This window comes from Streptomyces sp. NPDC031340 (assembly GCF_055569945.1).
In genome coordinates this window covers 18,683-33,029 of sequence record NZ_JBVIIE010000064.1, presented here as the reverse complement: position 1 = coordinate 33,029, position 14,347 = coordinate 18,683, and the positions used below count along the sequence as shown (strand labels likewise).

General features: G+C 70.4%; 10 protein-coding genes. 6 read left to right on the top strand and 4 right to left on the bottom strand.

The window, feature by feature from the left end:
* Positions 1-451 precede the first annotated feature (451 nt).
* Complete coding sequence (locus ACZ5GT_RS34530; protein WP_469034344.1) at positions 452-3,352, bottom strand: putative dsRNA-binding protein; 2,901 nt, start codon at positions 3,350-3,352, stop codon at positions 452-454.
* Between the two features lie 339 nt (positions 3,353-3,691).
* Between ACZ5GT_RS34530 and ACZ5GT_RS34525 the strand changes: the two genes are divergently transcribed.
* A complete protein-coding gene (locus tag ACZ5GT_RS34525; RefSeq protein ID WP_469034342.1) occupies positions 3,692-5,911 on the top strand; it encodes a tetratricopeptide repeat protein in 2,220 nt (739 codons plus the stop codon).
* 3 nt (positions 5,912-5,914) lie between these two features.
* Here ACZ5GT_RS34525 and ACZ5GT_RS34520 read toward each other — a convergent pair whose 3' ends face one another.
* Complete coding sequence (locus ACZ5GT_RS34520) at positions 5,915-6,355, bottom strand: hypothetical protein (protein WP_360749087.1); 441 nt, start codon at positions 6,353-6,355, stop codon at positions 5,915-5,917.
* Between the two features lie 355 nt (positions 6,356-6,710).
* Here ACZ5GT_RS34520 and pglX point away from each other — a divergent pair, with 355 nt between their 5' ends.
* A complete protein-coding gene (pglX, locus tag ACZ5GT_RS34515; protein WP_469034336.1) occupies positions 6,711-10,490 on the top strand; it encodes a BREX-2 system adenine-specific DNA-methyltransferase PglX in 3,780 nt (1,259 codons plus the stop codon).
* A gap of 50 nt (positions 10,491-10,540) precedes the next feature.
* Here pglX and ACZ5GT_RS34510 read toward each other — a convergent pair whose 3' ends face one another.
* Both ACZ5GT_RS34510 and ACZ5GT_RS34505 read right to left on the bottom strand, forming a co-directional pair.
* The gene (locus ACZ5GT_RS34510) at positions 10,541-10,747 is read right to left on the bottom strand and encodes a DUF397 domain-containing protein (RefSeq protein ID WP_469034334.1); all 207 of its coding nucleotides are present in this window, start codon (positions 10,745-10,747) and stop codon (positions 10,541-10,543) included.
* Entirely contained in the window at positions 10,744-11,562 is an 819-nt protein-coding gene (locus tag ACZ5GT_RS34505) for a helix-turn-helix domain-containing protein (RefSeq protein ID WP_469034368.1), read from the bottom strand. Before ACZ5GT_RS34505 ends, ACZ5GT_RS34510 begins: the two co-directional genes overlap by 4 nt.
* A 269-nt stretch (positions 11,563-11,831) precedes the next feature.
* On the opposite strand from ACZ5GT_RS34505, the gene ACZ5GT_RS34500 reads away from it, so the two are divergent.
* From ACZ5GT_RS34500 to ACZ5GT_RS34485, 4 genes are all read left to right on the top strand, one after another.
* Positions 11,832-12,935 carry a hypothetical protein gene (locus tag ACZ5GT_RS34500; protein ID WP_469034332.1) on the top strand — a complete coding sequence of 368 codons (1,104 nt, stop codon included), beginning with the start codon at positions 11,832-11,834 and terminating at the stop codon, positions 12,933-12,935.
* A 37-nt stretch (positions 12,936-12,972) separates the two neighbouring features.
* On the top strand, positions 12,973-13,419 hold the full coding sequence (locus ACZ5GT_RS34495; protein ID WP_469034329.1) for a hypothetical protein: 447 nt from the start codon (positions 12,973-12,975) through the stop codon (positions 13,417-13,419).
* 119 nt (positions 13,420-13,538) lie between these two features.
* Positions 13,539-13,853 carry a hypothetical protein gene (locus ACZ5GT_RS34490; protein ID WP_469034326.1) on the top strand — a complete coding sequence of 105 codons (315 nt, stop codon included), beginning with the start codon at positions 13,539-13,541 and terminating at the stop codon, positions 13,851-13,853.
* Between the two features lie 109 nt (positions 13,854-13,962).
* Entirely contained in the window at positions 13,963-14,325 is a 363-nt protein-coding gene (locus tag ACZ5GT_RS34485) for a hypothetical protein (RefSeq protein WP_469034323.1), read from the top strand.
* Positions 14,326-14,347: the final 22 nt, after the last annotated feature.

Here is a 14,347-nt window from a genome sequence, read left to right as displayed (position 1 = left end):
GATCCTGTGGTCACACCGGTTGCTTGATGACCAAGTAAGCGCGGACAGCGCTTGACTGCTAAACAAGCAGGACGCTCAACAGAGCATCGTAGCGGCCTAGGTGGGGTTATGGGGATTAATTTCCTTAATTTGGGAACAGGGCGGCGCCGTAGTCTTATGCGCACGGCGCGGGGGAGAATGAGGAACCTTCCATGGCAACCCCGCTGACCGCTTCTGCCGCATTGACTACCTTGAAGGGGGCGGGTCTTGAGGTAGAGGAGATGCGGTCGTGGAAGACGCGCACCCCAACCTCGTGGGTCCCTGGGGCCAATCAACGGTGTGATGATCCACCGCACCGTTGCGTACTCGACAACCGCCGGAATGGTCGCCCTCTGCTACAACGGCCGCAACGATCTGCCCGGCCCGCTGTGCCACACCGTCTTCGACAAGGGAACACCGTTGCGGAGGCCGGTCACGTGGCCTCTTCCTCTGGTTCTTCCCGAAGCGCCGTGGCGGGTGGCCGGCGGGTTTCGCCCCCGCTCAGGTAGGCGTCCACGCCGGCTTCCGCGAGCGGTGGCAGGGACTCCGTGTCGGGCCTGCCGTGCAGCCTCAGCAGCACGTGGTCGTCGTCGACGAGGCAGTCGGTGCAGGGCAGGGTGCGGGACAGGAGGCGGGCGAAGTCGTCGCAGGTCGTCCTGGCGTCCACGCCGTGCAGACCGATCCAGGTGTGCAGGGTGCCGTCCTGGATGGTCAGTTCGACGTCGATCGGAGTGTTCGCCGCCTCGGCCGCCTCACCGCACCAGCCCAGTGTTTCGCGCAGCGCGGCGAGTTGGGCCGCGAGGGGCAGGAAGCTCTCCTGACGCATGTCGTCCCGGACCGTGACCCCGGTCCGTGGCGCCTGGTCACGCCACCAGTCCTGAACGACGTCCCGGACGGAGGCACCCCACGGGCGGGTGCGGGCGGCACGTCGTACCGTCTCGGCCGCGTTGCGACGGACCGTCGCCGTGTGGTCGGTTCCCTGGTCGGCTGCCATGCGGCGCAGGAGGGAGCTGGGACCGGAGCGCGTGTCGTGGACGATCTGCCGGTACAGCTCGCGCAGCGTGTCGGGTACGGCGGTGTCCGCGGGGCCGAGCAGAGAGCCGACGCGTGCGGCCCAGGCGCGGAAGGCGTCGAGGTCTCCGGTCGCGAGCAGGTCGGTGCCGAGCAGGCCGCCGCCGGCCATCCGGGCGCGCTGGCGGGCGTTCGTCGGCCCGAGTCCGTCGAACTGGGCGCGCAGCAGGTAGCGCAGCAGGTCCCGTTCGGCCGGGAGAAGCGTGTCGACGAGGTCCTCGGCCGGCGCGGAGAGGATGTCGAGGACGTCGCGGGCGGTCACCTTGTCCGCGTCCGACTTGGAGCAGGGTCTGTCCGGCTGGGCGGTCCACCGGTGGACGCGGCCCCGTGCGTCGTGCAGTACGAGGGTGGAGGTGAAGGTCTGCAGGTGGTCCGGGCCGGTGAGTTCGTGTTCGAAGACGTACGTCATCCCGAAGGCGACCATGAGCTGGTTGAGGGCCGTGACCGGGTCGTGCTGGTGCTGGAGCCCGGCGAGCCAGTCGTCGAGCAGGGCGGGTCTGCGGTGCAGCAGTCGTGGTCCGTGGATCCGCCAGGCGGTGGCGACGACGGCCTGGGCGGCGTCGGCGACGGTGCCGGGTCGCTGCCCGGTCTCCCCACGGCCGGTGAGTACGGCCTCGCTCAGAACGAGGGCGGTGCCGAGCCGGGTGGTGTCCTCGTTGGCGGGGGTGTGGATGCGGGCCTCGTCCTCGTCGGGCACGAGTCCCCGGGCCAGGACCTGGCGTGTCCTGGTGTGCCGGGCCAGGTGGTTGAGGACCACGGAGCCGTGGTGGGCGAGCAGGTGGTTGTCGCGCTGCCGGTGGGCGGCGACCTCCTCCTGGTTCTCGTAGACGTACGACGCGTGGGTGAGGGCCTGGGCGAGCAGTCCCGCGGCGCGCCGGCCGTCGAGTTCGAACATGGCCGTCAGGTCGGCGAAGGCGTCCCGGTACCTCAGCGGGGCGTTGCGGTAAGGCTGCGGCGGCACGGCGATCCGTGGGGTGGCGGCCTGCCCGCCGCGGGGCGCTGCCGCCTGCGGATGGCCGCGCAGGAGGGCGCGGGCGGCCGCGGCCCGCGCGGCCTTCTTCGACGGCCCGCTGCCGTGTGCGGTGCGGCCGTCGCGGAGCCGGGCGGTGGCGACGAACGTCTTGTTGTGGTCGGGTCCCTGCTCGGTGTAGTCGTAGGTGAGCCCGTCCCGGTCGAAGAGGGTCTGTGCGGCGGTGGTGGGGTCCGCGCCGCCGACGTCGCCTGGAGCGCTGTCGATACCGGCGCAGACGGTATCGACCAGCCGCCGGGCGGTGTCGTGTGCGCCGGTGAGGCTGAGCACGCCGAGGATCTGCTTGGCGATGCTTTCCGCGACGGAGGGTGCCGGCTGCTGGGCCTCGCCGGCCCCCATGCGGACGAGGCCGCGCCCGGCCGCCCATGTGCCGAGGGCCCTCCGGGCGGCCGCCGAGCGCCGGTGGTGCTCGCTCGACTGGACACCGACCTTCTCCGGTTCGTGATCCGCGACGTAGGCGTCGACGAGGATCACGTCGAGGGTGCTCCGGCCGAGCTTGTCCAGCATGGCCAGGACGTGCTGTGTCACGGCGGTCTCGGCCAGCCCGCTCTCGTAGAGGTGGCTGCGGTGCGATGCCGCCAGCCCGAGCCAGGCCACCGTCTCCGGCCCGGCGTCCCACTCCCCTGCGGCGTCCCTGATCGCGGCACACACCACGTCCCCGAACGTGCCCACCAGAGCTGCGGGCGGCTGCGTCAGCGGTGCGGGGACGACATCCCGTACGGCGCGCGGCCGCTGGACGCGGATGTACGGCCGCGGCGGCGGCTCCGGCGCCGGCCGGTGCCCCGTGCGGTCGGGGCGGGCGGGCGCCGTGCGGGCGGGTGCGGCGGGCTTGGCCTTCTTGGGCGGCCGTGACGACCCGGATCTGCGACTCCCGGCCCGCGTGGCCTCTGGCTTGTGCTGCCGGGCGCGTCTGCCGGCCGGTACGTCGTCGGCGTCGAGTACGGCCCGCAGTTCGCCGGTCAGCCAGCGGGGCAGTTCGCCGACGTGCCCGCCACCGTCGAAGAAGTCGCCGGCCAGGTCGATGCAGTACGACCACCTGTCCCACTGCGAGTCGGCCGCGTAGCGCTGGCCGACCCGCCGCAGCGCGGCGCGCATCCGCTCGTACGGCACCTGCCGGCCGCCGAGGCTGTACGACGTGCGTTTCCGCGCGGCCTCGATGGCCAGCGCGATCCGGTGTACGGGCGTCGGCGCCGCGGTGTCCCGCAGCGACACGATGCCGACCCAGCGGTTCATGCCCCTCCCGGTCCCGGGCCGCACGGCGCGTCCGGCGTGCCGACGGGCGGCTTCTGCCCGCTCCCCGGCCTCGCACGGACGGGCTGTCCCCCGGCCCGCTGTTCCCCTCCGTTCCGCCGTACAGATCCAAGCCTCAGCCAGGCCGGCGGAATCCCCAGGTCAGCGTATGTCTCTGCCGACCGGTTCGGGGAGGTTTCAGCGAGACTCGGCGGACCGGCCTCGCGCGCTCATCGCGCTGCCGCGTCCTGCCGCTGTGCCGACCGCCCGCGGCCCTCGCCGAAACGGTCGTGCGCTGCCCTCACGCTGCCCTAGCGTGGCTGGGGGACAGGGGGGATCCGAGTGGGGAACCACATCAGCGGCGGAATATTCTTCGGCGCGGTCGTGATGGGGCAGCGGGTGGAGATCACCCTCCCGCGGGAGATCACCCCCGCGCTGAGCGGGCTGCCCAGGCGCGGCCGGGTGTTCTCCGGCCGGGGCGACGAACTCGCCACGGTCGTCGGAGACCTGGAGCGGTCCCCGGTGGTGACGGTCGTCGGGATGCCCGGAGTCGGCAAGACCGCGCTGGCCGTGGAGGCCGCCTGGCGGGCGTGGAAGGACGAGGGCCGGTTCCCCGGTGGAGTGCTCTTCGTCGAGCTGCACAGTTACGACGAGCGCAACCGGCTCTCGCCCCAGCAGGCCCTCGCCCAGGTGCTGCGCGCGCTGGCGATACCGCCCGAGCACATCCCGAACGACGAGCAGGAGCTGACCAGGCTCTACCGCTCGGTGCTGGCGGCCTACGCCGAGCAGGAACGGCGTCTGCTCGTCGTGGTGGACGACACGTCGGGCGAGGAGCAGGCCGAACCGCTGCTGCCCGCCGACGACTACCACGCCGCGCTGGTGACCTCGCGCCACAAACTGGTGCTCGGCGAGGCCAGGATGGTGCTGCGTCCCCTCGACACGGACTCGGCGGTCGAGCTCGTGCGGCGGGTGCTCGGCCGGGACGACGGGAGGGTGGACGGCGACCGCGCCTCCGCCGAGCGGACGGCCGACCTGTGCGGCCACCTGCCGCTCGCGCTGAGGATCTCGGCGGCCCTGCTGGCCGACCTCCCCGTCAAGCCGCTGTCCGAGTTCGCCGCCGAACTGGCCGAGGCGCATCGCCGCCTCGACGCCCTGTCGCGGGACGAGCGCACCGTCCGGGCCGCCTTCGACCTCTCCTACCAGCGGCTGCCTCCCGAACAGGCTCGGCTGTTCCGGTTGTTGGCGCTCAACCCGGGTCCGGACATCTCCACCGAGGCAGCCGGCCGGCTGGCGGACGTGGTGGCCGACCGGCTGCTCGAGTCGCTGGCCCGGGCGCACCTGATCGAGGCTCCGCGGTGGGGCCGCTGGGGCTTCCACGACCTGGTCCGCCTGTTCGCCGAGGAGCGGGCGGCGGCCGACGCGGCCGGGGAACTCGCCGAGGCGGAGCAGCGGCTGAACGCCTACTACGTGGAGACGGCCGCTGCCGCCGCACTCAACCTCAACGACCTCGTCGCGATGAGCAACGACGGCCCGCTGACCCGCTTCCTGGGGAACACGAGCGCCGGCATCAAGTGGCTGGACGACGAGTACGCCAACCTGCTGGCCGCGACGGCCCGGGCCCAGGCGGACGGACACTACGGGCTCTCGGTCACGCTGCCCGTCGTACTGGGCGGCTACCTGCGACTGCGCCGTGTCCTTAGCCAGTGGACCGCTCTTCTGGAGAGGGCGGTGGTGGCCGGGAAGGGCCTCGGCGAGGTGGAGCTGACGGGCATGGCCTGGGACCTCCTCGGCCTCGCCCTCCAGGAGGAGGGCCGCCTGGAGGAAGCGGCCGACGCGGCGCGCCGCGCGGTGAAGTGCTTCCGGAAGGTGCGTGAGAGGTTCCGCGAGAACGCCGCGCTCAGCCACCTCGGCACGGCACTCGCCCGCCAGGGCCGGTACACGGAAGCCGTCGAGATCCTCCGCAGCGCCGTGGACCGGCTGGAGGAGGAGGGCGGCGGGGCAATGACCAGCAGGGCGCACGCCCTGAAGGACCTCGGTGACGTTCTGCTGCGGCTGGGGCGGTTCGAGGAGGCCGCGAAGTTCAGCGCGGAGGCCGCGAGATGCTTCTGGATTCCGCTCAGGGACGAGATCTCCGAGGCGGAGGCGCTGCTGTGCCAGGGCTCGGCCCTGTTCGCTCTCGGCGACCCGGCGATGGCCCTGGTCCATCTCAACCGGGCGAGCGAGCACTTCCGCAAGCACGAGAACCTGGTGCGGCTGGCCTCGACACTGAACGTCTACGGTTGCGCGACGTGGAGCCTCGGCTACCGGGACCGGGCCGTCGAGGTCCTGCGTGAGGCCGTCGGCCTGGCCGAGGAGGTGGGGGACGACGGCCTCCGGGCCGAGGTCGTCGACAACCTGGTCACGGCGTACACGGCCCTCGGCCTGACGGAGGAGGCGGCCCGGATGGCCCCGGCGCACGGCGCGCGGGCCCTGCCGCCGCCCGGCACCCCACCACATGCCCCGGCCGGGACCGGCAGCCGGTGGCGGCGTTTCGGGCGGTTCCGCCGGCGTCCGGGAGCGTGACGGTCAGTCCTGCGGGGCCGCCGTACCGGGCGGGGTGGAGGGCGGCGGCGGGGGCGGTGCGGTGGTGAAGGAGGTCCCGGAGATGTGCCGGGCCTGCAGCACCGGGGCATGGAAGGTGCCGCCGCTGATGATGTTGTTCTCCTCGCTGTCGCCGATCCGGACCAGCTTGCCCTGCTCGTGCCACTGCTGGAGGGCGGTGCGGAACTGCGCGTCCAGGGCCGCCCGGACCGCCAGGGCGGTGCTGAGCGCGTTCGCCGGCTCCGGTCCGGGTGCCTCTTCCAGCGCCGCCAGTTCCGCTTCTCCGGACGAGGCCGCGGGCGCGTCGTCGGCACGGTGGAACGGGCGGCGCACCAGCTCTCTCAGCCCGGACCACGCCTGCTTGCCCGCCTCGCCCCCCGCACCGCCGGCCAGCGCCGCCAGCAGGACCATCGAAATCGGCTCCATCGCGCTCCCCCACCCCTGTCATCCGTCCGGACCCCACCCACACGCTAGGGCCATTCCCCGGCCGGCCGGGAGCGAACCGGACAACTCCACCGCAGCGCGGAAGTCGCCGGTGCTCGTCGCATGACCCACGCCTGTCCGGCCAGGGCACCGCACCGCCGGGACGGGTGATGCCGGGTGATCGTCCGGCAGGCGTGACCGCAGGTGAACGCATCGTGAGCGGATGCGGCGGAAGCGATCGGTGAGGCGGCGCGGTCCCGCCTGGCAGGATGGGGCGGTGGGCCCGGGGGGTTCGCAGGTGAATCGGTGCGCGTCCGCGGTGGTCGCGGGGCCGGCGAGCAGGATGAGAGGTACGGCTGTGGCGGTGACGGCGGAGGGGACGCGGGGGCCGGGGGCCGCACTGGACCGGGTGCGGCTGCTGAAGGACCTCCAGGCGCAGGCCCGCCTGCTGGAGGACGACCTGCGGGAGCGCACCGACAGCGAGCCGGAGTTCCGGGCCGCGCTGCGCGCCGAGTACGACCGGGCCCTCGCCGCGGAGCGTACGGCCGCGATGTACGAGACGTGGCGGGACGAGCGGGTCGTGCAGATCGCCGCCGCGTGGGTGCTGGCGTGTGTGTTCGTGCGCTTCGCCGAGGACAACGGCCTGATCCCCGACCCGTGGCTGGCCGGTCCCGGCGAGCGGCTGGCGGAGGCGCAGGACCGGCACGACGACTTCTTCCGCCGCCACCCGCAGAAGAACGACCGCGACTGGCTCTTCGAGGCCTTCGACGCGCTCGCCGCCGCGCACCCGACGGCCGCCGGCCTGTTCGACCGCGCGCACAATCCGCTGTACGAGGTGGAGCCCTCCTACGAGGCCGCGTCCGCCCTGCTGGCGTTCTGGCGGCAGCGCGGCGCCGACGGCGAGATCGTCCACGACTTCACCGACCCCGCGCTGGACACCCGGTTCCTGGGCGACCTCTACCAGGACCTGTCCGAGCACGCCCGGAAGACCTACGCGCTGCTCCAGACCCCGGTGTTCGTCGAGGAGTTCATCCTCGACCTGACGCTGGAACCGGCCGTGGAGGAGTTCGGCCTCACCCCCGCCTGGAAGCACCGGCCCGACGGCTGGGGCGGCGAGCTGTGGGCGGACGGCCCGGACGGCACGGAGGTCGTGCGGGGGCTGCGCTCCATCGACCCGGCGTGCGGCTCCGGGCACTTCCTGCTGGGCCTCTTCCGGCGCCTGCTGGCCAAGTGGCGGGACGCCGAGCCCGGCACCGAGCAGTGGGTACTCGTCCGGCGCGCCCTGGAGTCCGTCCACGGCGCCGACAAGAACCCGTTCGCGGTGGCCATCGCCCGCTTCCGGCTTCTGGTGGCCGCGCTGGAGGCGTGCGGCGTACGGGAGTTGAGCGCGGCGCCCGAACTGCCGATCCGGGTGGCGGTCGCGGACTCACTGCTGCACGGGCGGGGCGCGGAGACGGTGACGGAGGCGCTGGACACCCTGTTCGCGGAGAACGAGCCCTTCTACTACCGCACGGAGGACGTGGACCTGTACGCCCGGGAGGTGGACCTGCTCGGGCGGGGGTCGTACCACGTGGTGGTGGGAAATCCGCCGTACATCACCGTCAAGGACAGCCAGGAGAACCAGAACTACCGGTACGCCTACTTCTCCTGCGCCGGAAAGTACGCGCTGTCGGTGCCCTTCGCCCAGCGGATCTTCGAACTGGCGATCCGCGCGGAGGGTGACCAACGGGACGGTGGCTTCACCGGGCAGATCACCTCGAACTCGTTCATGAAGCGGGAGTTCGGCAAGGTCCTCATTGAGGCGTACTTCCATGGGGGACGGCTGTACAAGGACCCCAAGTCGGGCCAGAAGAGGGATTTCCAGGGGGTCACCCTCACCCACGTGATCGACACCTCGGGCGCATTCATTCCAGGACACGGGACGCCGACGGTGATACTGGCCGGGCGCAACCACCAGTCGCGGCAGGCTGATCGGATCCGCGCGGTGCTCGGCGTTCGGGGTGAGCCCAGCCAGCCGGAGGACGCGGCGAAGGGGCTGGTGTGGACGGCGATCACCGAGCAGCTTGGTCGGCCGGGGAGCGAGTCTGAGTGGGTGAGCGTCACGGACGCATCCCGGTCGGCGTTCGCCGAGTTCCCGTGGAGTCTTTCTGGCGGGGGAGCCTCGGATGTCATGGCCATTCTTGGAAAGAACCAAAGGACCCTTGGCGATCCGCTTGACCGCCCTATCGGATTTGCCAGTTTCCCTGGTCAGGATGAGGTGTTCTTCCTGTCCGAACCGTGGTTCAGGCAGCGGCCGGACGCCACTCCGCTTGGGCGACGACTGATCACTGGAGACGTGGTACGCGACTGGGGCATCGCTGCAGAAGTACCGGCTCTCGTGCCTTATAGCGCATCACAAGAGCCAGTACCCTATGACTCCGACTCCGCCTGGGGACGCCACTTGTGGACCATGCGCACCGTTCTCGGATCGACAACAGGCTTTGGCGGCCAGACGCGCGCCGAGTCGGATGAGCCGTGGTGGACTTGGTACCGATGGGTTGGCGAGCGATACAAAACGCAACTATCAATCACCTACGGTGAAGTGGCCACGCATAATCACTTCGTGCTGGATCGGGGCGGGAAGGTCTTCAAGCAGACCGCACCGGTCATCAAGTTGCCGAAGGAGGCCACCGAGGAACAGCATCTGGAGCTCTTGGGACTGTTGAATTCCTCGGCTGCTTGCTTCTGGATGAAACAGGTGAGTCACGACAAAGGAATTCGGGGCGAGGGCGGCGGATTCACGAGTGAGGATTGGGAGCGCTTTTATCAATTCAGCTCAACGAAGCTCCAGAAATTCCCGTTGCCGCAGCAGCTCCCCGTTCCCCTTGCCCGCGAGCTCGATACCCTGGCCCAGGAGTCAGCCAGACATGAGCTATCTGTCCTCGCCCACGCCGCCATCCCCACCCGCGAAGCCCTCAACGAAGCCCGCCAAGCGCAGGAGCAGATCCGTGGCCGCATGATTGCGCTACAAGAGGAGCTGGACTGGACCGTCTACGGGGCCTACGGGCTACTCACGGCCGAAGAGGTCACGCGAACAACCACCACCGAAGCGCCCGAAGTCGCCCTCGGACAGCGGGCGTTCGAGATCGTGCTCGCGCGGAAGGTTGCCGCCGGGGAGGCCGAGACCGCGTGGTTCGTGCGGCACGGCTCCACGCCCGCCACGGAGATTCCGGCCCACTGGCCCGAAGCCTACCGCAAGGTTGTCCAGGCGCGGATCGACCTCATCGAGGCGAACAAGGACATCCGGCTTATTGAGCGCCCCGAGTACAAGCGCCGTTGGTCCACCGAGCCCTGGGAGAAGCGCGAGGCCGTCGCTCTGCGGAACTGGCTGCTCGACGCCGCCGAGCGCGAGGAGTTGTGGTTCGAGGAGCAGGACGGGTTCACCGTGCCGCGTCCGCTCACCGTCAACCAACTCGCCGACGCCATCCGCCACGACCCGGACGTGCAGGCAGTCGCCCAGCTCTACGCCACCGACCATCTCGGCAAGCGCGACGCCTCCCTCGCCACCGTTCTGGCCGCCGTCATCGAGCCCGAGCACGTGCCATACCTGGCCGCCCTCCGCTACAAGGATTCCGGTCTGCGCAAGCGCGCCCAGTGGGAGCAGGTCTGGGAGAAGCAGCGCGAGGAGGACCGGACCGGTAAGCGGCTCGACATCAACGTGCCGCCCAAGTACACCGGCGCGGACTTCCTCAAGCACTCCTACTGGTCGAACCGCGGCAAGCTCGACGTGCCCAAGGAGCGCTTCATCTCCTACCCCGGGGCCTCCCTCGACTCCGACCCCTCCCTCCTCCTCGGCTGGGCCGGCTGGAACCACCGCGAGCAGGCCGAAGCCCTCGTCGGACTCCTCACCAACCGCGTCGAGAGCGGCGGTTGGGCCAAGGACGACCCCCGATTCGTCCCGCTGCTCGCCGGGCTGCGCGAGGTCATGCCCTGGGTACACCAGTGGTACGGCGAGTACGACGAGGAGTGGGAAGGCAACCCCGCCGAGGAGTTCCAGGCCGCCCTCGACTCCGGCCGCACGGACCGGGGTCTGTCCGACTCCGACCTGACCAACTGGCGCCCCGAGAAGAAGACCCGGGGCCGGAAGAAGAGCGAGTGACATGAGGGAGGGGCGGCTGTACCAACCGGCCGCCCCTCCCTCACCACACATCAGCCGCGCGCGGCCATCCGCACGAACGCGGTCCACTCATCGACGCTGACGGAGAGAATCGCCTTCTCCGGCCGCTTGGAGTCCCTGATCAGTACGGCAGTGCCGACGTCCGCGACCTCGACGCAGTCGCCGCCATCACCCGCGCTGTAGCTGCTCTTGAACCAGCTCAGTTGCTGGATGGCAGGCTCGGGGCTGCTTGCCTTCATAGCTCTCCCAACAGCTTCTCGATGAAGGCCAGTGACTCACGGGGGGTCAACGCCTGCGCTCGGAGAACGCCGTACGTCGCTTCCAGCGAACTGACCTTCTTCGGATCCGTGTGCAAGGAACTCAGCCCCTGCACTTCCACGTACGCCATCCTGCGCTGATTCTCCAGGTGGATCAACGTGAACGGTCCGGCCAGCCCGGCATGCTCTTCCCGGTCCAGCGGCATGACCTGCATCTCGACGTTGCGCTCGTGTCCGTAGAGCAAGAGCTGTTCTAACTGGCCTCGTTGAACCTCTCGCCCGCCAAGGGGCCTCCTGAGCACGTGCTCGTCAATGACGAAGCTTAGGAGCGGCGCGGGCCGACGCGCGAAGAACCTCTGTCGTTCCATCCGCGTGGCGACGCCCTGCTCAATCGCCTCTTCGCTCAGCAACGGACGCCACATCTGGAAGACGGCCCGCGCGTAATCCTCGATCTGCAAGAGCCCCTTGACCACATGGTTCATGTAGGCATGCAGCTCAACCGCCTCCGCCTCCAGTTGCACGTACCGCCGGAAGAACGACGGATACCGAGCCTTCGCCACCTCCTCCTTCATCGCCGCCAGCACACCCCGCGCCCCCACCGCCCGGTCCACCGCGTCGATCAGCTCCGGCTTCGGAATGCGCCGCCCCTGCTCCACCGCCGCGATCTGCGCCTCGCCGTACCCGACCCGCTCGCCCAACTGCGCCTGCGTCAGCCCGGCCGCCTCCCGCAGCAGCTTCATCTGGCGGCCGAAGCAGCGCAGGAAATCCCCGCTGGAGTCAGGCTCCGCGCCGCCCATGCCCGAGTCCGCACCCACGTCCACGTCCCTCGCCTCCCGCCGCCGGACCGACCGTCCACCCTTCCCGCAGGCTAGGAACACCCGTGCGTCAAGGGCGCCCGAACAGGGACAAGTTGGCTCGTACGAGTGACAGGCCCCCGCAGGAACCGTTCTTCACGGATAGCGCTCACGCGAACACTTTGCGTGCGCTACGGTCGCCTCAGCGCACCACACAAAACGGCCCCCGCGACGGCTGCAACCGTCCGCGAGGGCCTGAACCACCAGTGGAAGTGGACTCCACCGTGATTTACCGGCACTTTATCGCGCCCCCGCGCGCCTTCACGCAGTTCTCCCACGACCTCATCCGGCACCCTCGGCTGTCCTCCGACGCCGTCCGCCTCCTGACCTGGCAGCTCTCCCTCCCCGAGGGCGCCCGCGAATCACTCTCCCGGACCGCCGAACGCGCCCGCATCGGAGGCTGCGCCTTCACCCGGGCCAAGCGCCAGCTCAAGGACGAAGGCTTCGTGCACGAGCGGCGCGTCCAGGGGCCCGGCGGTCACTGGGTCACCCAACAGCTCGTCTCCAACGTACCGTTGAGCCCCGGGGAAGCCGCCAAGCTCCTCGCCCGCATGCCCGTAGCGCCGCAGGTCGCACCGAGTGCCCCGAACCCGATCGCCGGTGAGCGGACTGGTCGGCTCACCGACGGTCTTCCCTACCGCAACACCCGTGGGAACACCTCCCACCAACCCCCCGAACCCCCCGAGGACGCACCCGATGCCGCCCAAGCCCCCGAAGCCCCGCACCCCTCGCCAGCCCCGCAAGCCGCGGACTCCCCGCAAGCCCAGGAGGCGGTAGACCACGGCCACGACCACGACCACCACCAGCCCGATCCCCCGCTCCCCCACCTCGACGAGGCCCGCGCCCTGGTCGACGCCTTTCCCGCCCTCTCCCCCGACCTGCGGCACATCCCGCGCGCGATGCACGCCGAGCTGACGGATCTCACCGCCCGCTGGCTGGCCGCCGGCCACCCGCCCGCCGCCGTCCGCCTGCACATCCTGCGCGGCCTGCCCGACGACGGCACCCCCGTCCACCGTCCCGGCGGCCTGCTGCGGCACCTCCTGCGCGACGTACCGCCCCCGGCACCGCCCGCACCGGCACCGGCAGCCGTCGCGTCACCCCCGCACACCCCCGACGCCGGACAGCGTGGCCCCCATCCGTCCCCGCGCCTTTCCGCCCGCCTGACGGGCACCCGTGAGTGCGCCGGCGACCACCTGCAACCGACGCTGTTCCGGCCGGTAGGTGACGAGACACTGTGCCGTCACTGCCTCAACACCCCTTCGGCCGAACGTAGTCGACGCGCACTGCCCGCACCGCTGCCCCCGGTCCCCGCGTGACTCCCCGTTGTCAGAGGCCCCTGGCAGGATGCGCGTCATGGGAGCGAGAGACGACAGCGACGAGGCGTACGTCATCGGCCTGTGCAACCGGGTCCTCGGCGAAACGGCCCTGACACAGCACCGGTTCGACTGGCTGCTCGGGGACCCGGGAGCCGGAGGCAGGCGGGTCAGGCTGCCGGTCGACGCGTACTGGCCCGGTCACCGGCTGGTGGTCGAGTACCGGGAACTCCAGCACGACCGGCCGGTACCGCACTTCGACAAGCCGGACCGGCTCACCGTGAGCGGTGTCCACCGGGGCGAGCAGCGCGCCCTGTACGACGCGCGCCGTGAGACCGAGATACCCGCCCACGGGCTGCGGCTGGTCGTGGTCCGGCCCGCCGACCTCGACGCGGACGGACGCGGGCGGCTGCGGCGCGACGAGGCGGCCGACCTGCCGGTCCTGCGGCGGATCCTTGCCCAAGCCGGCGAGGAGGACCGGGTATGAGGTGACAGGAGCAGCAGGGGCGGTGCGCACGCCGGACGCGGGGTTCCGGGCCGTTCCGGCCCGTCGGCGACGAGACACTGTGCCGTCACTGCCTCACAAGCGATCATTGGAGTCCGGGAGTGAAACATTCCGACCCCCAGGTACTGGAGGCGCTCGGCCTCGCATGGGATCCTGATCAAGGGCCGCTGGGGAAGCTCAGGGCAGGAGACTTCGACGCAGAGCTCGCCCAGCGGTACATCGATCTGCTGAAATCCATCGAGGTCCCGGAAGGCGAGCCTCTGCACCAGGATTTCGTCAGGCTCCTCTGGTTTGCTCCCCTGTTCACCGAGTGGCAGATCGAACGGGCCGTGAAGCGTGGGGCCGACCAGCAGGATCTCTCGAATTTCTGCGACCTGGTCAGGGAATGCGTGATGGAATTTCCTGGCACGCCCTGAAGGCCAGGGGGCGGGCGTTCTCAGCTGATGGGCATGATGCCTGACCGCTGCCTTCGTCGCTGTCCGGCCCCGGACGCCGCGACGACGGAAACACCGACAGCGAGTTCACATGGAACGTAAGACTTTGCAGCGCCTGCTCCGAACGGGCGGCCAAGTTGCGCAGCAGTGCGCCGATGCCCTGACGCAGGGCGCAGAATTCGAACTGTGGCCGGACCAGTCGCCGAAAATGCGCCTGGTCTCCCTCTACGCCCGCAGAGAGCGGACGCTCCAGAAGACCGGCCAGCCTTCCATTGGATTTGCCGCGGCTGTCGAGAACCTCCGCGCATACCCGGGAGGAATCCTGCTGACGGGATACGTCGACGACCGGCCGAACGGCGGCTACTACTTCCAGATCTTCACCGATCCTGCGATGGAGACTCTGGTTGCCTGCCTGGGCGTGAGGCCATCCCCGGACGAGCCTTCGCCTGTCTGACCGCCATCTTCGGCAAGCGCCG

Bases quoted from the DNA above. Each gene is read 5' to 3' on its own strand.
- ACZ5GT_RS34510 (WP_469034334.1), bottom strand. From the start codon at position 10,747: ATGAAGGCAAGCAGCCCCGAGCCTGCCATCCAGCAACTGAGCTGGTTC.
- ACZ5GT_RS34495 (WP_469034329.1), top strand. From the start codon at position 12,973: ATGGGAGCGAGAGACGACAGCGACGAGGCGTACGTCATCGGCCTGTGC.
- ACZ5GT_RS34520 (WP_360749087.1), bottom strand. From the start codon at position 6,355: ATGGAGCCGATTTCGATGGTCCTGCTGGCGGCGCTGGCCGGCGGTGCG.
- ACZ5GT_RS34485 (WP_469034323.1), top strand. From the start codon at position 13,963: ATGGAACGTAAGACTTTGCAGCGCCTGCTCCGAACGGGCGGCCAAGTT.
- ACZ5GT_RS34505 (WP_469034368.1), bottom strand. From the start codon at position 11,562: ATGGGCGGCGCGGAGCCTGACTCCAGCGGGGATTTCCTGCGCTGCTTC.
- ACZ5GT_RS34530 (WP_469034344.1), bottom strand. From the start codon at position 3,352: ATGAACCGCTGGGTCGGCATCGTGTCGCTGCGGGACACCGCGGCGCCG.